The following is a 22671-nucleotide window of genomic DNA, read 5'->3' on the forward strand; positions in this document are numbered from 1 at the left end:
TATATGTCTGAACCATTTTTAGCAGAAATCAGAATCGTTGGTTTTAATTTTGCGCCCAGAGGCTGGGCTTTTTGTGATGGCCAAATATTACCCATCAACCAAAACCAATCTTTATATTCCTTACTGGGTACCACCTACGGGGGCGATGGCAGAACATCATTTGCCTTACCTGATGTGCGGGGACGCGTGCCGATCCATGCCGGTCAAAGTGACGGTGGAACCAATCACACACTGGGGCAGAAAACCGGCGAAGAAACACATACTTTGTCAACGTCTGAAATCCCGCAGCACCAACACCCTGTTAACGGCACCAGCAATACAGCCAGTGAAGCCACACCCACCAATACACTGTTACCGGCAGCCAATAATGGCAAGCCTTATAATACAACAGGAACGGCAGCCATGGGAGAGAACACGGTAGCCAATGTGGGGGGTGGTCAGGCGCATAATAATATGCAACCTTTTTTGGTAATGAATTATTGCATTGCCCTACAAGGTTTATTCCCATCACGAAATTAGGAGAAAAATTATGTCAGAACCATTTGTCGGCGAAGTACGCATGTTTGCAGGAAACTTTGCACCAAGAGGCTGGGCTTTTTGTGATGGGCAATTATTAGCCGTATCACAAAATGATGCTTTATTCAGCCTATTAGGAACCATTTACGGCGGTGATGGGCAAACCACTTTTGGATTACCCGATATGCGTGGCCGATTAGCCATGCATGCTGGCGACGGACCGGGTTTGAGTCCTCGACGCTTAGGGTCGAAATCGGGCAGCGAAAAAGAAACCCTCACGGTAAATCAAATGCCCAACCATCGGCATGAACTGTTAGCGGCCAATACCCCAGGCTCTTCAGCCACACCCACAGGTCATTTAGCCAGAGACACTGCAGGTTCAAACCTCTATGTTCAAGCGCTTTCGGCTAACAACACAACACTGAATAACAACGCAACAAACAACGTAGGCGAATCAAGAAGCCACAACAATCTCATGCCGTTTTTGTGCGTTCATTACATCATTGCCTTGGTCGGTATTTACCCATCCAGGCATTAAGGAGAATTATTATGTCAGAACCATTTATCGCAGAAATCAGAATTTTCGCAGGTAATTTTGCCCCAAGAGGCTGGGCCTTTTGCAATGGCCAGTTATTACCGGTATCTCAAAATACAGCGCTTTTTTCCTTGATTGGCACCACCTACGGTGGCGACGGAAGAACAACCACGGCACTCCCTAATCTGGAAGGCAGAGCAGCCATGCATCCTGGTCGGGGACCGGGCTTAACAGACCGAAGACTGGGAGAACGTGGTGGCACAGAAACTGTCACCTTAACCGAAGCGCAAATCCCCTCACATCAACACAGCATAATAGCTGATGCCAATGCAGGAGGCATTTCAGGAGGCGGTGCCAATACACCTGATCCGGCTGGTCACTATATGGCCAGCACATCAGCCAGTGGCCAGTTCTACGCAGACGGATCATCTAATCTCAGCCCAATGAACCCCACCAGTAACACTGGCGGATCACAAGCCCATAACAATTTACAGCCCTTAATCGTGATTAATTTCATTATCGCATTGGTGGGCCTGTATCCTTCCAGGAGCTAATTATGAACAGAAGACTATTTGCAAAAACAATCCTTGGCGGCTTGGGCGCATCTGTGCTGACCAGCCCGGTGATGGTTCATTCCTCTTCAATTAAAACAAGTTCAATCAATTTTGAAGCTGGACACAGCATGCAAACAGATGATGGACTTAAAATGACCTTAAGTGGCCACCAATTGCCCACAAAAAATAAGGACCATCAACAGTTTGTGCTTACTTTCGACGTTCATAATCCGGATGGTCATTTACAAGAAAAAATTTACCATTTGACTGATCACAAGGGTATTAAGCACGAGATTTTTATGACACCTGTTAATAAAAATCAACTACAGGCGGTCTTTAACCGGAGAACGCATGCCTGAAAATTGGTTGAACCAAAAGTCGTTCAAATTTATACCGAAAAGTGTTTTATTCAAAGCCATATCTAATAAGGATATGGCTTTTCTTTCTGAGTTGTATCGCAGCACTAGATGGCAAGAGGTGCTTCAAGCTCCGTGGAATGATGAACAACGCATCGAATTTCTAGACCAACAGTTTACCGCGCAACATGAACACTACAACAGCCACTACCCTAAAGCTGAAAAATTACTGATTCTAAAAGACAAAAAACCCATTGGGCGGATTTATATTGACCGTGATGAAAACTCAATATGTTTGATTGATGTGGCATTACTCACACAACATCGCGGCAGCGGACTTGGTACTAAACTGCTTAAAGAGTTATTAATAGAAGCTCAGGCAACAAAGAAGAAAATAGTCATCCATGTGGAGAACTTCAATCCGGCCTACCAATGGTACCTGAAACATGGTTTCCAACAGGTGGAAGACAAAGGTGTATACCAATATATGGAATGGTACCCAAAATCAGCGAAAAAGAACCAATCCGGTTAATCTCTTTTAAGTAAAAACAGCCTCATAGTGCACACCTTTATCGTCGCCAAAAACCGGCACTAAAAACAGTTCAAATTCCCCCATCTTTGAATGAGAAACCTGATAAACACCTTGCTCAAACACCTGTTTTTCATCACATGAAAACACCACTGAAAATTGTTCATTCTGCGATTTATTCTGAGGCTGAAGCCCGGCTTTAACTTCTTCTATACGACACGATACGGGTTGATCCTGTACAAAAGTAATCCCAAATTCATCCCCACTGTATTGCTCAAATTGTTTTTTATTCGGTAAAGTCATAGTTATCAGTTCTTAAACCCCCTATTATAGCGTACTCACTTGCTACAGACATTAGAGTAGAAAAAACTCGCCCATGGGAGAACTCTCAGTTTTGAAAATAATAACAACTAAAATTCTATGAATTATAACCATATTTTGCTATGATTATATTTGGGGATAATCTTATAAATGGATATACAAAACAGTAACTTAGAGGAAATATTATGAAAACTAAATTATTTAAAGGGCTCTGCCTGACACTGCTCTCAGGGTATGCTTTAGCCGACGTGAACATAAACGCCCAATTATGTAACCAGTCAAAGAAGCCTGTTGAATTTCACTTTTTTAATCATAATGATATTGCCAGCGGCGGGATTGCACTTGCCACAAAATCTGTGCAGGCTTGTTCCTGTGTAAACATTACCACACACACGGACTTATGGCACAACATGCCCATTGCCAGAATCAACCAGTTGGTTTATCGCGATGTTGGTAGTGTTTCGGGCACCAGCATTGAGGTTTGTCTGGATGCCAAGGGTAAATTTGAAGGCTATATCGAAGGCGGCGTCAAAACTTGCGCCAAAGCTAAAAAGGAAACTTCTTATTTGCCTGCGCCTGAACTCACCCGCGCCCAGGGTGATTTGAAAATTCTTGAAAGTCATTTGTACGCTGAATCAACCGACTGTCAATCAAAAGACTGGACCGGTGGTTGTGTAAAATATGACGCTAATTACAATTTCACAGATGGCGCTGCTTGTCACGGAAATTAAAGCTGTCATCAAAGAACGACTTACCCGTCCGGGCAATGCGCGCTGACAGGTAAGTCGTTTTTTATTTCAAACAATTATCTACAATCGTTGATTACAAAAAAATTTAAACTTCGTTATTAGGGATCTCTCCTCGTTCCAGGTCGCATACCCTAACCACTTTAATGCCACTTCAACGGAGAACGAATAAAGCTGTGTTCGTTGCCAAACGCCAGATCTGACAATAAAGAGCATATGCTCAGCGACCAGGAGAAGATAATTCAAAAAGCCAAAGACACCGAAAAATTAATTCACCAAGACGATAAAAAACACCGTCAGGCGCTTGAAGGTCAAGGCGGTTAATACTTATTAGTTTCAGGGCCACAGAAACTGAATCAACTCCTACTTGAAAAAACATCTATCGCGGAACGAGGACAGCCATTAACCTTCTACAAAAAGTCTCTTTTTCTGAATTGCAGATAATAAGTTAGACCCAAACACAAAATTATAAAGCCCACTTCAGCTGCAATAATTGTTAACGCGGTACTGTTCCATACCGGCGATGCGGCCTCCATATATTTTTGAATGTCCGTTATGCTTGACAGCCAGAACATAAATAGTGATAGACCAATATTGGTGATGGTCAGTACCACAATTGTCCAGGTCTGAGATTCACTGACCAATCCAACAAACAGTAGCAAGAAAAAAACCGCCAACATTTCTAGCATTAAAATAATGCTATAAACAGCCAACCCATTCGGAATGGCTTCTTGAGTAAAGATTACCCACATCAAACCACTGACGATGATTACCCAAAAAGACACAAATACGGTCAGATTGGCCACAATCTTGGCGTGGGTGTATTGAAGAAAGGTTATCGGCAAGCTCAGTATAAATGGTAAATTGTGATCACTTCTCTCTGTGGTTACGGTGGTAATTATCATTTGAGCGCCCGCAATAATAATCATTGACAATATTATAGTAACCCCGCCATAAAAGGCACCGGAATGTTCCCAGGTGAGCAACCATAGGCCAATCAATCCCACCACTAAGTAAGCCAATAATGGATATTTATTGAATTGAATATCTTTTATGACCAGCGCTTTAATAATGGATGATTTCATGAGGTTCTCCTTTGACGCTTGGTCTCCACTTCGGCGACGAAAATTTCTTCCAAACTCATGTATTCAACCTGTTGAATGTGACCGCCTCTATCCGTTAAATCGGCCAAAACCTGATCGTTACAATCATGGATAACTAAACTGAGGGTTTGGCCAATTTCGACCACTTCTTTGATATGAGTATTCATCGTTATGTTGTGTTTTCCGTCAACGGTCAGCCGCACCCGCCGCCATTTTTCTATAAAGGTTTCCTTGTCATCGCTGTTCACTATTTGACCGCGATCTATAAATGTGATGTGATCAGATAATTGCTCAACGTCCCGGGTGTTATGAGAAGAAAACAAAATACTTCGGCTGTCGTCCGCCAATACAGCCATGAGTTGATTATTGACTTCTTTTCTGGCGACCGGGTCTAAACCGGTGGTGGGTTCATCTAAAATAAGTAATCGTGGATGTCTGGCCAATATCAAAAGCAAGCCGGCTTTGACCCGCTGTCCATGTGACATGCCTTTCATTTTTTGGTTCGGAATCAAATCAAATTCAGTGAGTAATTTATCGGCATATTGCTTGTCCCATTTTTCAGGAAATACTTTCCTAATAAATTCCATGTGCCAGTCTAATGTGGCATTTTTATATAATCGCATGTCTTCTGAAACATAACCAATATCAGATTTGGCAAGAACCTGAAACGCTGGAATTCGATGACCTAACACAGTAACATCACCGCAATCTGCTGACACCAATCCCATCAGAATACTGATAAGGGTTGATTTTCCGGCACCATTGGGTCCAATGAGACCCATAATGCCACCTTGATCTAAATGCAAACTGATACTTTGCAAACTAAAATGTTCATACTGACGACTCACGTCAATCATTTCAAAGGCCTTGTCATTCATTATCACTCTCTTTTTGTTCCGATAATTGTTGTAAGCGTTTTTTTAAATCGGTTACTGAAATCCCATAGTTGCCGGCATGAGATAACGCCTGCTTCAGATGTTTATCAATTTCATTGTGTATAATCAGATCGTTCAGATTCTCATTGTTTGCCACAAAAGAACCAATACCCTGCTGTGTTACCAACACCCCTTCCCGCTCCAATTCCTGATAAGCTCTTTTGACAGTTATCACACTGACGCTTGTTGCCACTGCCAACTCTCTAATTGAGGGCACTTTTTCGCCTTGCGCCCAATCACCCTGCGCCACCAGCTGTTTAATCTGTTCCATGATTTGCAAATACATGGGCCTGCCATCTTTTTGTGATAAGGCAAATATTTTTTTCATGGCTTAATTGCTGTACATAATAGATATTCACAGTATAAGCAGTGGTCTCCATAAATCAAGTCATCCTTCATGACACCGATTGGTTCGTTTTTAATCCGAAGAAGGGCCTGATAAAGACCCATCGCCTTATCAGACATTCATACAAACCCAATGAACCGGCCAATGTCACAACAACAACCACTAAAAATTTCAATCTAACATCAAAATTAAGCGGGAAAATAAAATAAGAAGCAGCATACAAAACAATCATATGAATAATGTAAACCGGATAGGCACTTTGACTTAAATAACGTAAAACCTGACTGGGGTAGTTTAGATGCTTGTAGGCAAAGGCCAGGATGGAGAATATCCACAGATTGGATTCAATGGACACCAGATAAGCAGCCATTTGACCTTGATTAATTCGATAGATAGACATGAACAGGGCCATGAGAAAAAACACCCATCGCCAGGTTAATAAATTGTCTAAGATTGGTTTGCCGCAGAGAACAAAAACATAACCAAAGAAGAAAGCCATTAAACCAAGAAAGTAACCATGAGCAGTCATGGCATATAATTCAAAAGGTATTGGCTTTAATACCAGTGCTTCCATAGCAAAAATGATCAGAACAATACAAAATCCAAAAGGCATGCTGAACAGGCGCTTTAACCCTGAAACCAAACGTCCATTCGGGTATTTTTTAATCCACACAAAAAGTGGCAAAAATAGTAAAGTGTAGCTAAAAATATTCCCTAAAAACCATAAATGGGATACACCAGGACTGAAGCTAAGTTGCCAGGAATAATACGATTGTAAAATCAAAATATGCACCGGCACCACAAAAAGCGCACCAAAAACAAAAGGCAATAAAATTCTTCTTGAGCGCTCTTTAATCAACTCAACCCAGTTTCTTTTCTGAAGTGCAAAAAACACCCCCATACCGGAAACAAAAAACAGGATGGGAATGCGCCAAACATTGATTAACGACATGGGTGTCCACAGACCGGCCCAGGATTCTTTGTTAGTAATAAAACCAATCATCAGACCCCAGGACTGAAAGCCGATGGCCACGTGATAAACAATCAATAAGCCGATGGAAATGACTCGCAACCAATCAATATCATGCCTTCTGTAATTAGGATTTAAGTTCATTGTTTACTTCAACAGAGCCGCAACTTGAGGTCTGGTCGCCTTGAGCTGGTCATAATCTAAGCGTAAGCCCATGGGTGCTAATGATTGACCCAGCATATCGTAAATCGGTTTCACCGCCTCAAATGGGCCAGCAACAGTATCGTGAGCTGTACTGCCGCTGTTATTTAAAAGCGATTTATCCGCTCCCCTATTGAGAAGTAATTTAACGATGTCCGGGCGACAAAAAAACGCAGCGACATGCAAAGCCGTTGATCCGTCATTATTTTTGAAATCGATGTTGGCACCGGCATCAAGTAATAATGTGACAATTTCCGGCTGATTAAATAAAGCAGCACTGATTAATGGACTGGACCCCCCAAACGGGTCTTTCTGATTAATATGAGTGCCAGCCGAAATATGCTGCTTTATGGCATTAATATCCCCGGAAATAACAGCTGTGTGGATATCAATGACTGGCGGTTTTGGTTTTTTTGAAGAATGATCACTCACATCGTCTTGACCACAGCCAGAAATGATCAAAATCATGGAAAACATGACTAAAGCCAATATACTTTTCATTTTAATTATTTGTTCTTTATTCATATTCGTGCCCTTCCATCTATATGGGTTAATTGGAGTGGTATTGATGTAGCCTGATTTATGGGTCATCAAAGTCCTCATCGGTTTTATTCTTTACATGCTGTATATATTTGGTATGCACAGTATATACACAATCATTTTATTGTCAAGATAATTTCATAAGTAAAAATTATTAATTAGTCATTACAAAGGCAGAGATACATAATTTATAACTGACGATTAACCGACTTTAGGCTATACTTTTTAGCAAATCATCACATAACAACACATGACTAAATTACGCATTATTTTCTGTTTATTCGCTACACTTCTCACGGCACCATGGGTCCAGGCCGAGGTCTTTAAGTGGGTGGATGCCCAGGGCAATATACATTACAGCGATAAAAAGCCGGAGAATCAGCAGAGCGAGGAAATTAAAATAAAACCACATACGCCGGATTTATCGCAACTGAATAACTCCGGCAATCAAATCAAAACAGTAGCCGATGGCAGTGACAAACCCTATAAAAAGAAACAAAAAGTCACCATGTATTCGGCGAGCTGGTGTGGCTATTGCAAAAAAGCCCGCGCTTATTTTCAAGATAACAAAATACGCTACGTTGAATACGATATTGAAAAAAATCTTAAGGCAAAACAGCGTTACGAGCAATTAGGCGGAACCGGTGTACCCTTACTGGTGGCCAAGAGAAAGCAGATGCAGGGTTTTAGTAAACCGCGATTTGAACGCTGGTATAATGACTTATAATGAAAGCTAAATTCTTTATACGCCACTTTTGAGGACAGAGAAAATGCGCCAATTAATTGTCATATTGGTTTTAATTACGTGGCTTTACTCCTGTGGTGAAACACCTTCAGATTCAGAAATGAACAACGCCAGATCCGATAATAAAGAACATATGCTCAGCGACCAGGAGAAGATAATTCAAAAAGCCAAAGACCCGGAAAAATTAATTCATGAAGCCGATGAAAAACGACGTCAAGCGCTGGAAGACCAAGGCGGTTAATTAGATTTTTTATTGAGCGTTTGTTTTATGAAAAAATCAAACCCCGACTTCTTTTTGATATGATAAATAAGTCCTGATAAGACATGTTTTTTCACTAAGAATGTTAAAAAGCTGTTATTTTATCTGTGGTCTTTTATAATCAATGGGTTTTAAATTTCATGTGTGCTTATGGATGCCATTCCTTCTGTTGGATTTTCTGTGGAATCAATGTTGCGCGGCCTGTTGGGCTTGCTGACTTTGATTGTCATTGCTTATGCCTTTTCCAGTAATCGCAAAGCCATCAACTGGAAGGTGGTGGGCATTGGCTTAGGCATTCAGATGTTGCTGGCCATCGGGGTATTATTTGTGCCTTTTGTACAGGCCATCTTTGAAGGCATCGGAAGTTTCTTTGTCCATATTATGGAGTTTACAAAAGCCGGGACGGCATTTTTATTCCGCTCTTTCGGAACCGGCGAGATTGAATCACCGTTGATTAACTTTGCGGTGATGATATTACCCACCATTATTTTCTTTTCCGCCCTGACCTCAGTGCTATTCTATTTAGGGATTATTCAAAAAATTGTAAAAGGCCTGGCTTGGTTATTGACCAAAGCCCTGAAGATATCTGGCGCTGAAAGTTTATCAGTGGCCGGCAATATCTTCTTAGGTCAGACTGAATCACCTTTAATGATTAAAAAATACCTGGAGAAAATGAACCGCTCTGAAATTCTTTTGGTGATGATTGGCGGCATGGCGACTGTCGCCGGCGGCGTCTTAGCGGCTTATGTGGGGTTTTTAGGTGGTGAAGATAAGGCCCAACAGATTTTTTACGCGAAGCATTTATTAGCGGCTTCAGTGATGGCGGCTCCAGGCGCGATTGTGATTGCAAAAATGCTGTATCCACAAACGGAAGAAATTAACTCTAATGTCGAAATTTCCCATGAATCGGTGGGTTCTAATTTTATTGATGCCTTATCCAACGGTACCACGGAAGGCGTTAATTTAGCCATTAATGTAGGCGCCATGTTATTGGTGTTCTTTGCTTTTCTAGCCATGATGAACTTTGGTCTGGCTGCAATTGGCGATTGGCTTTCAATTAATAGTTGGATTGCTGCTAATACCGCTTATGAAAACTTGTCCATGGAATTTTTATTGGGTTATCTGTTTTCACCCTTGATGTGGCTGATTGGTGTCGCGGTTGAAGACATCACTTTATTGGGACAATTACTGGGGGTCAAACTTATCGCCTCTGAGTTTGTCGGCTATGAGCAACTGGCCCGTTTAAAAGACGCCACCACCGGGTTGACCTTAACCTATGACAAATCCATTCTAATGGCCACTTATATGCTTTGTGGGTTTGCTAACTTTGCGTCCATTGGCATTCAAGTGGGGGGTATAGGCTCTTTAGCACCCGGTCAGCGTAAAACCCTTTCAAGTTTTGGCATTAAAGCCCTGATTGGCGGCACCCTGGCTTCGTTACTATCGGCCACTATGGCAGGCATGTTGGTGGGCTAATCAAAAGCCGATCAAAGGAAAATAACTGAGACACTTGATTTTTTAGCTTTTCTGGTTTTTAATGACATAAACCACTTGTGGAGATGCTTATTAACCAGCTTAGCTTCGGGGCGCATCAAACCCTCAGAACTGATGCTTCGGGGATGCCACTTGAATGGCTGAATGCCACGCAAGTTGCTAAATTAATGGCTTTAGACATGGTGCAATACGCTTACGGCACCATTGTTCATCATCTCCACGGCGGCATCAATGCCCGCACCGGCATCCAAAGCGAATTCAAAATCCCCGCCATCATTGGCACCAAAGGTTATAACAACCACCTGCATAAACAACTGGCTCATTATGTGCCACCGCTCAATAACCAGACCTTATTCAAGCGCGACCAGAATATGTGTTTATATTGTGGTGACGTGTTTGCCAAATTTTTACTATCGCGCGATCATGTCACACCGCTTTCACAAGGTGGAAAAGATACCTGGCGGAATGTGGTAACGTCTTGCAAACGCTGCAACAATCACAAAGCTGATCGAACCCCTTTACAAGCCAATATGCGTCTCATCGCGATTCCATTTGCGCCCAACTATGCCGAATATATATTTTTACAGAATAAAAATATTATTGCCGATCAAATGGTTTACCTGATGAACCATTTTCCAAAAAAGTCGCCTTTTAGAAAATTTAAAGCCTAAGATTTTTAGGAATTTGGCAACCGCAAGGGGTGCGGCTACAAGATGACTTGATAAAATCAAATCGGTTAAAAGCATCTACATTATCCAGCTTGGGAACGAGGAAAGAGCAGATAAAGTCCACTCTTGAGAAGGGGAGTCAGGGGTGTGTAAGCCATTGTTCAAGCGTTTGAACTGACACTAATCGGCAAAGTTTACAATCACAGATTCGACGATGAAAGACTGCCCATTAGAGATGTCATTGTCGGGCTCCGACCCGAGAATATCAGCGAACCAAGTAATGCCTGTCATTTTTAGAGATACTCGGGTCAAGCCAGAGTATGACACGTGTGCGGAGGCGGTAGCATTCCAAATTCAATGGCCATGAATGCACAATTTGTGCGTGATTGGTCTTAAAGTTCAAGCCCAACGCAGAGATTATTTCGTGCGTCCTGCACTCAACCCTTCGGGCCGCACTCCGTGCGTTCAAAAGTGCCATCCTGCACTTTTAGTCCCGCTCACACCTAATCTCCTTAGCCAATCTGAGCGTGAAGGTCAAGGCGGGCTTGGGCTTCAATGGCCATGAGCGCACAAGTTGTGCGTGATTGGTCTTGAAGTCGAAGTCCAACGCAGAAGTTCACGCTCAGATTGGTTAAGGTTCGATGCCGAGTTTTTTGATTTTATACCGCAGGGCTCTAAAGCTTATGCCCAGCAATTCTGCCGCCTTGGTCTTATTATTATTGGTTTTCGCTAACGCGTTATTAATTTCTCGGATTTCGATGTCTTCGATGTATTTTTCTAAATTACGACTACCATCGAGATGGGGCTTGAAGCCGGTATTCTCCAGCTCAATATCTTTTTCACGAATCAAATGATTTTCACAATTTATGGCAGCTTTCGACAGGATTAAGTCCAGCTCTTTTAAGTTACCCGGAAAACTGTAATTACGCAATTTGGTCAATGCCGTGGGATGTATTTTACAAGGTACTTTTTGCCATTTTTCGGCCAGGGTTTCCAATCGAGACTCACAGATTGCTGCCAATTGGTTATTAAGCGTGGTTAATGGTCTGGTTTCTATCTCACCCACCACCAAATGACGCAATAACGTCTTTTTTATGCCTAATGAGTTTTTAAACTCTTCCGGTGACCAGTTACTGGTGACGAAAATTTGGGGTTCTTGATCTAAGGTTTTAAGTTGCTTAAGTAATTGAGCCTGTTTTTCAGTACTCAGTGCTTCCATATTGGCATACACCCAGGTTCCACCGGCATCAGGAATCAATTGGGCCTCATCATTATTACAATCTATAAAAGTGATGGCAGAATCATGATGACGACTGTTTTTATGAATCAAAACCGCAAGTTCTTCCTTCCAACTGCCTAATTGCCCATAAATAATGGTCGGCACACCACTTTCGGCATATTTTAAAATGGACTTATTGAGTTCATTAAAATATGGCACATCAGCATCCAGTAAATGCTGTTGTTGGTCATTTTTTTGAGGCTGATTAATCTGTAAGCCGGCAATCACCAAATTGCGCAATGTTTCGAGACTGATGGGTTTCGTGATGAAATCATAAGCACCACGTTTTAAGGTATCCACAGCATGGTTAATGGTGCCAAAAGCGGTGATTACCGCAATCGGCATTTGTGGATAATTTTCTTGAACATAACCAACTAAATCACTACCCAAACCATCAGGCAATTTAAAGTCGGTTAAACATAAATGAAAGCTGTATTTTGACAGCTGGTACTTAGCGGCACCGAGACTTTCGGCTTTATAGACACTAAATCCCATACGGGTCAGTGAGATATCCAACAATTGTAATATATCCGGCTCATCATCGACCACTAAAATTCTTTTCTTATCTGTACTCATAACGAAGCTGCCGTAAACAATTCTCGGCGTAAGAATGGTCCAAAATTCATATCATCTATAAACGCTTGCATCGCTCCCTCATCAACATTTTGTGATTTTATTATAGCATTATTGGATAAAGGTACATCAAGCACTATTTGCGCCAGAAGTTTTGAAATACGTGCCAATTCTTGATGCTCTTTGATTTTTTGCATGCATGATTTAGCACCACGAATCGCTAAAAATTCTATTTGTCGATAGTCATTAAGAATGTGCTCTAAATCCTCAAAATGATGTAATAACTGTTGGGCCGTTTTCGTACCAACACCTTTGACGCCGGGAATGTTGTCTGCCTGATCACCTGCTAATGCCAGAAAATCAATAATCTGTTCAGGTCTGACGCCAAATTTATCGGTAATGGCATCATAGCTCAGCGGTTTAGATTTACCGTAATCCCACCACCAATCGCCGGGACGAATGAGTTGGGCTAAATCCTTATCTGCACTGACCACACACACATTATGGCCGGCGTCACTGTGTCGTTTATATAAACTACCAATGAGATCATCGGCTTCATAATGGCGGTCTTTAAAGGTGGCTATCCCCAATAACTCTGCGACTTGTTGGCAATAAGCAAATTGGCGCTTGAGCTCAACCGGAGCCGGTTCTCGGTTGGCCTTATAGGGTGGGTAAATTTCATTGCGAAAAGAACTCGCCAAAGACTCATCAAAGGCCACCGCTATGTGTCTTGGACTGGTTTGTTTTAAGAATCGAATGAGAAACCGGGCAAAGCCATAGACCGCATGGACTTCTTCGTTACGTTGGGTAAACCACTCAGGTTTCAACGCATAATAACTGCGAAACACAAAGACACTGGCATCAATGAGAAAAACCGGTTTGTCTTGTGTTTCGCTGTTTGTTTGCATGGTTTTTAACCTATAAGACCCATCGCTTCGAGTTTCAGGACAATTTGTTGGGTGGCCTGATCGGGTGAATATTTCATGGTATCAATATCCAACTCAGGATTTTCAGGGGCTTCATAAGGGTCACTGATGCCGGTGAATTCCTTGATTAAACCTTGACGGGCTTTGGCGTACAAACCTTTGCGGTCGCGTTTTTCACACTCCTCTAAGGGTGTTGATACATGCACCTCTAAAAAGCCACCAGTGGGTTCAATCATATCACGCACTTCGGCACGGGTTTGTGCATAAGGTGCAATCGGCGCACAAATGGCAACACCACCATTCTTGGTGATTTCACTGGCCACAAAACCAATGCGTAAAACGTTAATATTACGGTGGTCTTTTGAGAAGCCCAATTCACTGGAAAGATTTTTACGGACAATGTCACCATCCAATAAAGTCACCGGGCGGTTAATCATTTCCATCAATTTAATGCGCAAGGCATTGGCGATGGTGGACTTTCCGGAACCGGATAAGCCGGTGAAAAACACGGTAAAACCCTGTCGGTTACGGGGTGGATAGCTTTTACGCAGTTCTTCCACCACTTCAGGATAAGAAAACCACTCAGGAATATCCAAACCCTCCCGTAAGCGACGGCGCAATTCAGTGCCGGAAATCATCAAAGTTTTTTCATTTTCCTGAACCTCAGACATGGGTATGTATTGTGCTTTGTCTTGAGAAAACACCATCATCTCAAACTCAACCATTTCAATGCCCAACTCTTCCTGGTGTTTTTGTAACAATTCCTGAGCTTCATAAGGGCCATAAAATGGCTGACCCTGGCTGTCTTCACCCGGACCTGCATGATCTCGGCCAACAATAAAGTGACTGCAACCATAATTCTTACGAATAATGGCATGCCAAAGTGCTTCACGCGGACCGCCCATGCGCATTGCTAAGGGCAACAAAGACAAGGTTGTGGTGCGCTCCGGAAAACGCTCTAATAACTGCTCATAACAACGCACCCGGGTAAAGTGATCAATGTCACCGGGTTTGGTCATGCCGACCACCGGCTGAATCAGCAGGTTGGCCTCGGCCCGTTGTGCCGCGCGAAAAGTAAGTTCCTGATGGGCGCGGTGCATTGGGTTTCTGGTTTGAAAAGCCACCACTCGGCCCCAGCCCAGTTTATTAAATTTCTTGCGAATTTCAGCCGGCGTATGGCGGTGTTGTTGGTAATCATAATGGGTCGGCAACTGTAAACCCAGAATCTCGCCGCCTAAATAAAAATCACCGGCCTGATTAAACAGATAACTGACCGCCGGATGTTTTTCATCGGTGGTGGCAAACACCGCTTGCGCTTCGGCTTGTTTGTCCGGCTGCCAGGCATCTGCTACATTTAAAATCGCCAACACCACACCTTCTTCGTCACGCAAAGCCAATTGACCGGCTTTGACAGCAGCTTCCATGGTGGCTTTATCGACATCCAAAGTGATTGGCATCGGCCACAAATCACCATGTTCAAGTCGCATATCTTTTAGTACAGAATGGTAGTCTGCTTTAGACATAAAACCACGTAACGGAGAGAAGGCACCGTTCAGTAACAATTCTAAGTCGCAGATTTGACGCGGTGTTAAATTCCAGTCAGGTAGTTGATTGGCGATGGCTTGCCGTTTGGCTTGCTCTTCATCTGAGGCGGGTAGCAGGTTTACTAGCTCACCACCGTGTGGTTGGTTAATTGACATAATTTTTGTCCTAATTTAATTTAAGTTGATGTTTTTTAATTTTCTGTGCCACAGTGGTATGAGACACGCCCAGCTGCCGCGCCAGTTTTCGCGTTGATGGATACTTCTGGTACCAGTGTTGCATAAACTGCTTTTCAAATTCGTCCACCGCTTCTTGTAAGGTGAGGTTTTCTAAATCCGTTGATAAACTGACAGCACCGTCTAAATCCAAATCAGCGGCGGTTATTTCACCGCTGCGATTGACCATCACCGCTTTGTAAAGACATTGACGCAATTGACTGACATTGCCGGGCCAATAATAACGCTTCATTTTACTCACCGCATCATCATTGAGAATGTGATTGCGGCCAATTTCCTGATTCATTTGTTGTAAAAAATACATGGCCAGAGGCTCAATATCAGCCAACCGTTCACGCAACGGCAAGACATTTAATCGCAACACATTAATCAGCTCGACCCAGCGGTTATTCATTTGCCCTGACTCTTGGTATTGACCCAGACGCCTGGAAGATGACGTCATAATCCGGGGGCCATTTTCACCGGCCTGGTGGAAAAATTTGGTTAACTTTTCTTGTACATGATTAGGCATGAATTCCACATGTGAAAAGAACACAGTACCCTCACGGTTAAGACTTAATACTCCGGGTCGATTATTACGCCCAAACAATAACTGTTCCATGGGCTCGGCTTTCATTGCCTGACAATCAATCACGGTGAACATATGATGATCGCGATCACTTAAGCTGTGACATGCATGCGCCAACAATGTTTTACCGGTACCGAGCTCACCGACAATATTTATCGGCGCATCGACCACCGCCACGCGCTTGGCTTTTTGTACCGTCTGAGCAAATGATTCAGAATTAAAGACCAGGTTTTTTAAGCCGTCAATTTGTTCGCCTTGCACCACATAACTGCTGGCCTGGATTTTTTCATGATCCCGAAACAATAACATCGCCGCCACCGGTTTGTCACCGGCACCTTTAATGGATTGCACTTCCAGTAATAGCGTTCCGCCGACGGTTTCGATATTGACCGGCAATTTAGATTCTGCAGCGGCATTGAGTTTATCTTGCCAACCGGCTTGGGTAAAAACACCTTGCATTGGCACCGGCTTTTGGTCTTTTAAGTTAATTCCAAATCGCTGTTCCGCGGCACCATTGGCATAGGCAATCTGACCTTTGCTGTTAACGCCTAATACCGGATCAGGCATAACTTGCATTAAAGATGCCAGCATTTGTTGGGTAGCAACCCCCGGCAAGACGTCAATTTGATTAACCCATTTAACCCCCGGAACCCGCATAATTTGACTGGCCAAAGTGCCTTGTGTGGCTTTATCGAGATTGTGTGTTTGTAAGTATATTTTGCCGTCTTCAACTTCCAGCTTTTGCAAATCCGCTTGCTGTGTTTTCAATAAGGCTAAAATATCATCGGTAATACCGAGTTTATTTTCTGTGGTAATGGATAATTTCATCGTGTAATGATTTTCTTACAATTATTTTTTATTTTTATTTCAATCACTTATATGTTATTTGATTTTTATTGTAATATTTATTTTACGCATTTTAACTTGGTCTAACAGGACACTCAAGCTATAATTTTATTATGCTTATCACTTGTGACGTAAAACATGAAAAACAAACATTTACACTTTGCCACGCGCACCATTCATGCCGGTTATGATCCGCACCAAAACCATGGCGCTTTAACACCACCGATACACACCAGTTCAACATTTGCATTTAATACTGTTGAGCAAGGTGGCGATGCTTTTGCCGGTGAAAATGACCATTACATTTATTCGCGTCTGGGCACACCTTCGCAACAGCAATTAGAACAGCGTTTGGCTGACCTGGAAGGCAGTGAAGCAGCTTTAGTGACCGCTTCCGGCATGGGCGCAATTACCTCAGCCATTTGGTCACTGGTGCAAGCGGGTGATGAGATTATTGCTGATAAAAGTTTGTACGGCTGTACCTTTAGCTTTTTTGAACATGGCTTAAAGAAATTTGGCGTCACTGTGAACTACATGGACTTGTCGAAACCACAATTTCTAACCGAACACATCACCAAAAGAACCAAACTGGTGTATACCGAATCACCCAGCAACCCAAACATGCGTCTTGTGGACATTGCCGCAGTGGCAGACATCACACGCCAACACGGCATTAAATTTATGGTTGATAACACATTTTGCACACCTTACTTACAAAATCCCATTTCATTGGGCGCTCATATCGTGGTACATTCAGCCACAAAATACCTCGGTGGCCACGGTGATTTGATTGCCGGCGTGGTGGCAGGATCAGCTGAAGACCTATTACATATCCGACAATTCGGCTTAAAAGATATGACCGGGGCTGTCATTTCAGGTCATGACGTGGCGTTACTTATGCGTGGTTTAAAAACCCTGCATGTACGCATGGACAGACATTGTGAAAACGCCCAAAAAGTGGCTGAGTATTTAAACGAAAGCCCTTACATAAAACAGGTTGATTATCCCGGACTGAATGGTTTTTCACAGGCGGAACTGGCCAAAAAGCAAATGCGCCAACCCGGCGGCATGCTGGCTTTTGAATTACAAGGCGACCGAGCGCAAGCCGCTGCTTTTGTGAATCAATTACAATTAATCTTATGCGCTGTAAGCTTGGGCGACACTGAAAGTCTTATTCAACATCCGGCGTCTATGACTCATTCAACCTATACTGAAGAAGAACTCATTGCCCATTTAATCAGCCCCACCTTACTGCGTTTATCGGTGGGACTTGAGCATATCGACGATATCATTGCCGATATCGATCAAGCCTTAGAGTCGGTCTTTAATGGCGGATCCGGCAATAAAGAGTTATCCGTTTTTGCCTGATTTTTTAAAGCAATCACCCGCCGTTGCAATTCAACGGCGGTCACTTCTTCAGGTACCATCGGCTCACCAACAATCAGTTCAATACGTGCCCAAAATTTCCGTGGCCATCGCTGATACCATTTTTTACCGTAGCGCGAGAACATACTGCCCCACAAGTTATGCAACGCCATTGGCACCACCGGCACCGGATATTTCTGCAAGACTTTTTCAATGCCCCGCTTAAATTCACCCACCTGACCATCATCCGTTAATCGGCCTTCGGGGAAAACAACCACCACTTCGCCGGCCTCAAGCCGCTCATAGATTTGTCGATAGGCTTCTGCCAGAACTTCAGGGTTTTCCTGCTCTGAAGCAATCGGGATACAGCGCGCCAGACGAAAAATCCAGTGCAAGACAGGCATTTGATAAATTCGATGATGCATGACATAGCGTACCGGCCGCGGGGAACGGGCTGAAATAATCACCGGATCCATAAAACTGATGTGATTACAGGCCAGAATCACGCCACCTTCTGATGGAATATTGTGCAAACCCTGATAGCGTGTGCGATAAATCAAGGTACTCACCACCCAGGCCACAAGTCGGACAATAAAATCCGGCATTAACTTGAATATAATCAAACTGACGATAATATGCAGTCCGATGGTAATCATAAACAGCTGAGGTATAGACCAGTTAAGCACAGCCAATACCACCATACCCAGTATTGCAGCCACCACCATAAACAGGGCGTTATATATATTATTACCGGCTATCATACGCGACACCCAGGATTTTTCCGCACGGGCCTGCACCATGGAATACAAGGGCACGATGTATAAGCCACCAAACACGCCTATCATCAACAAATCAAAATTGATGCGGTAGGTGCCGGCAAAGGCGAGCACCTCGGCTAAGCCAACAATCCCTTCAACCTCCAGTTCCATACCCATACCGGCAATCGATAAATCCATACCAAATATCGCCAAACCCAAAGCCCCAATCGGCACCAATCCGATTTCAACCCGCCGGTTGGACAGTTTTTCACATAACAATGAACCAACACCAATACCGACGGAAAACATGGTCAACAACAAAGTCACCACATGCTCATTGCCGTGCAGAACCAACCGCGTAAAATTAGGCATCTGTGCTAAAAACACCGAACCAAAAAACCAAAACCAAGAAATTCCCATCACTGCTAAAAAAATATCCCGGTGTTTTCTGACAACCCGGAGGTTAGCAGCAGTGGCTCGCCATAAACGCCAGTCCAGTTTAATCCCCGGCTCTGCCGCCGGTGTGAGAGGAATTTGACGGGCCGATACATACCCTAAAGTGGCAAAACCCACAACCGCCAAAGAAATCGGCACAAAAGAATCCATGGCAATCAAAATACCGCCTAAAATGGTGCCCAATAAAATCGAAATAAAGGTACTGGATTCCACTAAGCCATTGCCACCCATCAACTCATGGCGATTCAGTTTTTCCGGTAAATAGCCATATTTAACCGGACCAAATAAAGACGATTGTGACCCCATCAAAAACAAAACAAAAATCAACAAACCCACATGATTGAGGTAGAAGCCGACAGAAGCCAGCAACATAATAACAATTTCACCCATTTTAACGCGGCGAATCAGCACATCTTTCGGGTATTTATCCGCCACCTGTCCGGCAAAAGCCGAGAACAAGAAAAACGGCAAAATAAACAAACCAAAGGCTAAGTTGGTGAGCAGATTAATGTGCTGTTCTGCCACCTGAAAAGCAATCATAATAATCAGTGCATTTTTAAAGACATTGTCATTAAAGGCACCAAAAAACTGGGTCAGAAAAAACGGCAAATATCGACGTTCTTTCAGTAGATGGAATTGTGAGTGTGTGCTCATAGAATGATTTTATCAACAGAGGGATCAGAATGACTCACCAATCTTATGATATGGCGAAAAAATATCAAACAATGCGACGTATTTGGCAAAATATCCAGAATCAATCCACCTTTTTAAACTCAAGTATAGACTGTTCATCCGCATTTAAAAGCGTCAGTTTTAAATCTGATAACTGATAATGCTTAATTTGATTAAGCGCTTGCGTAAATTCGTCTGCCAGTTTCATATCCGGACATGCCATCAAAGTACTGGCCAAAGCACCGAATTCAATTCGACCCTGACCGAGCGTTTCAATGCCACCGGATAAGCGATTACAACTGTCTGTACCAAACACCTGCATTTTGTTTAAATTAAATTCTAAACTCGGTCGTTGTTGCCTGTCATTGAGCGCAGTCATTGACTCAATATCTCGGCCGTTAAGTTCTTTTAATGCCCAAATATCATGCAGCCGCAGGGTCTCATCGGCTTGTTTATCAAGGACTTCAAGCAATTCATAACGAATCGACGAGGCATCGGCGGGGACTTGTGCGGCCGGTAATTGGGTTTCTTTTACCCGGATTTTATAGACATAACCGAGTTCATAATCAAAACCTTCAATCGGTGCATAAAACAAGGACCAGTTCTCAATATTGGCTTGTTCTTGATTATCCTGATTAATTTTCTGCACTTGCAGGCACAGACGTTCGCCCACACCCTGACAAGTTCGTTGCCAGCTGTTGACCCAATAGATTTGTTCAGAACTGGTCTGATCATCCGTCTTTATCGATGTGTTTTTATCGTGCTGAGTCATGTGACTGCAACCGGCCAGAAGAATAAGCAGGAAAATTGACAGTGGTTTGTACATGGTAACCTCCGGTAAATATGATTCTATGATGGCACAAGCTGGTTGAAAATTGAGTGAATATCAACTTACTCAGCCTCTTGTGGTGGTAACAACAATTGAGGATCCAAGCGCACATCCGTACCTAAATTAATGCGCCAATCCAAATGCGGTCCGGTGGCTCGACCGGTCATGCCGATTTCACCGATTTTATCACCTTGCTGTACAACTTGACCGACTTCGACATTGACCTGACTTAAATGTAAATAGGTGGAATTTAAACCATAGCCGTGATCAAGAATAACTGTGCCGCCGGTGTAATAATGATCATCCACCGCCATGGTCACGGTGCCTGCAATCGGTGCCACCACTTCAGAGCCGGTGGCATTGGCAATGTCCATGCCGTAGTGAGGCCGTTTGGGCTCACCATTAAGAATACGACGACTGCCGTACACGCCGCTGACGCGACCGGTGGCCGGCCAGATAAAGTCTTGTAGATAATACCGCTGCTCAGACCACACTGAACGGGCACGTTTCACTTCGGCCTGTTCTTTTTTTATCCGTTCCCAGAAACTGGCCGGGGGATTGACCTTATCAGCCGGTAAACCATCAATGCGTTCTTCGGGGAAATCACGTTTTTCGACATCGATAGATAACTGATGGGTTTGGCCTCGGTGAGTGATGGCCAGGTTTTTGGGCTGTTCATCAAAACGCCCAAAACCAAACATAAAGTAGCCTTCAGCATCTGCTTTAACCACTTCATCGTCAATACGAACCGCCGCATCCGGATTGGTTTGGGCAATCAACAAGCCACCTTGCACCGCCTGCCCTTTGATATTGAGAAAATAATCATCGGCAGATACCGACAATGTGGTCAATAAAAGTATCAAAGCTACTAATTTCATACCCAATTCTCTTATAATAAATGCAACATTTTAACACCAAACACCATGAACCTCATCGCCATCGAAACCGCCACCGAACAATGCGCCCTCGGATTATTGCACAACGGCCAAATCAGCACTACCGCAGAAATCGCGCCACAACAACATGCCAACATTATTTTGGATCGACTTGAAGGCTTATTAACTGATGCCGGGCTCAAAAAGTCACAACTTGACGGCATCGTTTTCGGCCTCGGCCCCGGCGCCTTTACCGGCGTACGCATCGCCTTTGCAGTGACCCAGGGTCTGGCACTGGCACTGGCTATTCCGGTTTTGGGTGTTTCAACCTTAGAAAATATAGCCTGGCAGATTTTTCAAAAAAATCCCAATCAAGAACAACACATTCTGATTGCCAACGACGCCCGCATGGACGAAGTTTATTGGGCCGAATTCAAAGCCCACAAAGGCCGACTCATCCGGCTAAATGCCGACCGGGTCAGCAAACCAAAAGCGGTTAATTTAAAAGACTTTGATACCGCCGCTGGCAGCGCCTTTCATGATTTATTGCGCGAGCAAATTAAAGACAATGAAACACGCCCCATTGATGCCAACATCTTACCCGACGCCCGGGCCTTATTAGAAATCGCCCAAAGCCGCTTTCAATCAGACCAACAAAACATCGCCGATATCCAGCCCCTCTATGTGCGCGATAAAGTGGTTTTTAGTTAATCATTTTTCTAAATGACATGAACGGTTTAGAAACAACCCAAATACAATGCCCTTACTGCTGGGAAACTTTTGAAACGGTGGTGGATTGTTCAGTGGTTGAACAACAGTATGTTGAGGACTGCTATGTCTGCTGTCAGCCGATTGTTTTTCAGGTAACAAGCGATGGTGAACAAATCACTGAACTTCGCATATCAGCCGAAAATCAGTAACCGTCTGG

At 43.4% G+C, this 22671-nt stretch carries 27 protein-coding genes; 14 read left to right on the forward strand and 13 right to left on the reverse strand.

Going from position 1 to position 22671, the window contains the following annotated elements:
• Window positions 1–3: 3 nt before the first annotated feature.
• Genes OS173_RS02225 through OS173_RS02245 form a run of 5 tightly spaced genes read left to right on the forward strand, consistent with a single transcriptional unit; the run spans window position 4 to window position 2493 of the window.
• The gene (locus OS173_RS02225) at window positions 4–519 is read left to right on the forward strand and encodes a phage tail protein (protein ID WP_267182644.1); all 516 of its coding nucleotides are present in this window, start codon (window positions 4–6) and stop codon (window positions 517–519) included.
• 10 nt (window positions 520–529) lie between these two features.
• Window positions 530–1054 carry a phage tail protein gene (locus tag OS173_RS02230; protein ID WP_267182645.1) on the forward strand — a complete coding sequence of 175 codons (525 nt, stop codon included), beginning with the start codon at window positions 530–532 and terminating at the stop codon, window positions 1052–1054.
• An 11-nt stretch (window positions 1055–1065) separates the two neighbouring features.
• Complete coding sequence (locus OS173_RS02235; protein ID WP_267182646.1) at window positions 1066–1605, forward strand: phage tail protein; 540 nt, start codon at window positions 1066–1068, stop codon at window positions 1603–1605.
• Between the two features lie 2 nt (window positions 1606–1607).
• Complete coding sequence (locus tag OS173_RS02240) at window positions 1608–1964, forward strand: DUF6916 family protein (protein ID WP_267182647.1); 357 nt, start codon at window positions 1608–1610, stop codon at window positions 1962–1964.
• Window positions 1957–2493: a GNAT family N-acetyltransferase gene (locus OS173_RS02245; RefSeq protein WP_267182648.1), complete on the forward strand. Its 537-nt coding sequence runs from the start codon at window positions 1957–1959 to the stop codon at window positions 2491–2493. The genes OS173_RS02240 and OS173_RS02245 overlap by 8 nt, the downstream gene beginning before the upstream one ends.
• A 6-nt stretch (window positions 2494–2499) precedes the next feature.
• Here the strand turns inward: OS173_RS02245 and OS173_RS02250 are convergent, their stop codons facing one another.
• The gene (locus OS173_RS02250) at window positions 2500–2793 is read right to left on the reverse strand and encodes a DUF6916 family protein (RefSeq protein ID WP_267182649.1); all 294 of its coding nucleotides are present in this window, start codon (window positions 2791–2793) and stop codon (window positions 2500–2502) included.
• A 203-nt stretch (window positions 2794–2996) separates the two neighbouring features.
• Between OS173_RS02250 and OS173_RS02255 the strand changes: the two genes are divergently transcribed.
• Window positions 2997–3542 (forward strand): hypothetical protein, encoded by a 546-nt coding sequence (locus OS173_RS02255; RefSeq protein WP_267182650.1) that lies wholly within the window; start codon window positions 2997–2999, stop codon window positions 3540–3542.
• Between the two features lie 198 nt (window positions 3543–3740).
• Window positions 3741–3881: a hypothetical protein gene (locus OS173_RS02260; RefSeq protein WP_267182651.1), complete on the forward strand. Its 141-nt coding sequence runs from the start codon at window positions 3741–3743 to the stop codon at window positions 3879–3881.
• Window positions 3882–3967: 86 nt separating this feature from the next.
• Here OS173_RS02260 and OS173_RS02265 read toward each other — a convergent pair whose 3' ends face one another.
• The 5 genes from OS173_RS02265 to OS173_RS02285 form a co-directional block, all read right to left on the reverse strand.
• Window positions 3968–4642, reverse strand: a complete 675-nt coding sequence (locus OS173_RS02265) for an ABC transporter permease (RefSeq protein WP_267182652.1) — start codon at window positions 4640–4642, stop codon at window positions 3968–3970.
• Complete coding sequence (locus OS173_RS02270; RefSeq protein ID WP_267182653.1) at window positions 4639–5538, reverse strand: ABC transporter ATP-binding protein; 900 nt, start codon at window positions 5536–5538, stop codon at window positions 4639–4641. The genes OS173_RS02265 and OS173_RS02270 overlap by 4 nt, the downstream gene beginning before the upstream one ends.
• Window positions 5531–5923 (reverse strand): GntR family transcriptional regulator, encoded by a 393-nt coding sequence (locus tag OS173_RS02275; protein WP_267182654.1) that lies wholly within the window; start codon window positions 5921–5923, stop codon window positions 5531–5533. The genes OS173_RS02270 and OS173_RS02275 overlap by 8 nt, the downstream gene beginning before the upstream one ends.
• 67 nt (window positions 5924–5990) lie before the next feature.
• Window positions 5991–7055 (reverse strand): acyltransferase family protein, encoded by a 1065-nt coding sequence (locus OS173_RS02280; RefSeq protein WP_267182655.1) that lies wholly within the window; start codon window positions 7053–7055, stop codon window positions 5991–5993.
• Window positions 7056–7058: 3 nt separating this feature from the next.
• Complete coding sequence (locus OS173_RS02285) at window positions 7059–7703, reverse strand: ankyrin repeat domain-containing protein (protein ID WP_267182708.1); 645 nt, start codon at window positions 7701–7703, stop codon at window positions 7059–7061.
• 199 nt (window positions 7704–7902) lie between these two features.
• Between OS173_RS02285 and OS173_RS02290 the strand changes: the two genes are divergently transcribed.
• From OS173_RS02290 to OS173_RS02305, 4 genes are all read left to right on the forward strand, one after another.
• Window positions 7903–8379, forward strand: a complete 477-nt coding sequence (locus tag OS173_RS02290) for a glutaredoxin family protein (protein WP_267182656.1) — start codon at window positions 7903–7905, stop codon at window positions 8377–8379.
• Window positions 8380–8422: 43 nt separating this feature from the next.
• Entirely contained in the window at window positions 8423–8638 is a 216-nt protein-coding gene (locus OS173_RS02295) for a hypothetical protein (RefSeq protein ID WP_267182657.1), read from the forward strand.
• A gap of 168 nt (window positions 8639–8806) precedes the next feature.
• Complete coding sequence (locus OS173_RS02300; RefSeq protein WP_267182658.1) at window positions 8807–10132, forward strand: NupC/NupG family nucleoside CNT transporter; 1326 nt, start codon at window positions 8807–8809, stop codon at window positions 10130–10132.
• Between the two features lie 83 nt (window positions 10133–10215).
• Window positions 10216–10821, forward strand: coding sequence for an HNH endonuclease (locus OS173_RS02305; RefSeq protein WP_267182659.1), 606 nt, complete (start codon window positions 10216–10218; stop codon window positions 10819–10821).
• Between the two features lie 628 nt (window positions 10822–11449).
• Here OS173_RS02305 and OS173_RS02310 read toward each other — a convergent pair.
• Genes OS173_RS02310 through OS173_RS02325 form a run of 4 tightly spaced genes read right to left on the reverse strand, consistent with a single transcriptional unit; the run spans window position 11450 to window position 16770 of the window.
• Window positions 11450–12673, reverse strand: coding sequence for a sigma-54-dependent transcriptional regulator (locus OS173_RS02310; protein ID WP_267182660.1), 1224 nt, complete (start codon window positions 12671–12673; stop codon window positions 11450–11452).
• Window positions 12670–13578 carry a 5'-3' exonuclease gene (locus OS173_RS02315; RefSeq protein ID WP_267182661.1) on the reverse strand — a complete coding sequence of 303 codons (909 nt, stop codon included), beginning with the start codon at window positions 13576–13578 and terminating at the stop codon, window positions 12670–12672. Before OS173_RS02315 ends, OS173_RS02310 begins: the two co-directional genes overlap by 4 nt.
• A 5-nt stretch (window positions 13579–13583) precedes the next feature.
• Entirely contained in the window at window positions 13584–15296 is a 1713-nt protein-coding gene (locus OS173_RS02320; RefSeq protein WP_267182662.1) for a bifunctional sulfate adenylyltransferase/adenylylsulfate kinase, read from the reverse strand.
• A 10-nt stretch (window positions 15297–15306) separates the two neighbouring features.
• Window positions 15307–16770 (reverse strand): TyrR/PhhR family helix-turn-helix DNA-binding protein, encoded by a 1464-nt coding sequence (locus OS173_RS02325; protein WP_267182663.1) that lies wholly within the window; start codon window positions 16768–16770, stop codon window positions 15307–15309.
• Between the two features lie 156 nt (window positions 16771–16926).
• Between OS173_RS02325 and megL the strand changes: the two genes are divergently transcribed.
• Complete coding sequence (gene megL / locus OS173_RS02330; RefSeq protein WP_267182664.1) at window positions 16927–18156, forward strand: methionine gamma-lyase; 1230 nt, start codon at window positions 16927–16929, stop codon at window positions 18154–18156.
• Here the strand turns inward: megL and OS173_RS02335 are convergent.
• From OS173_RS02335 to OS173_RS02345, 3 genes are all read right to left on the reverse strand, one after another.
• Window positions 18093–20021 carry an MFS transporter gene (locus OS173_RS02335; RefSeq protein WP_267182665.1) on the reverse strand — a complete coding sequence of 643 codons (1929 nt, stop codon included), beginning with the start codon at window positions 20019–20021 and terminating at the stop codon, window positions 18093–18095. The two genes, megL and OS173_RS02335, sit on opposite strands and share 64 nt — an antisense overlap.
• Before the next feature lie 100 nt (window positions 20022–20121).
• Complete coding sequence (locus OS173_RS02340; protein WP_267182666.1) at window positions 20122–20865, reverse strand: DUF4377 domain-containing protein; 744 nt, start codon at window positions 20863–20865, stop codon at window positions 20122–20124.
• A 65-nt stretch (window positions 20866–20930) separates the two neighbouring features.
• Window positions 20931–21746, reverse strand: a complete 816-nt coding sequence (locus OS173_RS02345; protein WP_267182667.1) for a M23 family metallopeptidase — start codon at window positions 21744–21746, stop codon at window positions 20931–20933.
• A 45-nt stretch (window positions 21747–21791) separates the two neighbouring features.
• Here OS173_RS02345 and tsaB point away from each other — a divergent pair, with 45 nt between their 5' ends.
• Both tsaB and OS173_RS02355 read left to right on the forward strand, forming a co-directional pair.
• Window positions 21792–22454: a tRNA (adenosine(37)-N6)-threonylcarbamoyltransferase complex dimerization subunit type 1 TsaB gene (gene tsaB / locus OS173_RS02350; protein WP_267182668.1), complete on the forward strand. Its 663-nt coding sequence runs from the start codon at window positions 21792–21794 to the stop codon at window positions 22452–22454.
• Window positions 22455–22471: 17 nt separating this feature from the next.
• Window positions 22472–22663: a CPXCG motif-containing cysteine-rich protein gene (locus OS173_RS02355; RefSeq protein WP_267182669.1), complete on the forward strand. Its 192-nt coding sequence runs from the start codon at window positions 22472–22474 to the stop codon at window positions 22661–22663.
• The last annotated feature ends 8 nt before the right edge of the window (window positions 22664–22671 follow it).

The sequence above is a fragment of the Marinicella gelatinilytica genome (assembly GCF_026410405.1).
Taxonomy (GTDB): Bacteria; Pseudomonadota; Gammaproteobacteria; order Xanthomonadales; family Marinicellaceae; genus Marinicella; species Marinicella gelatinilytica.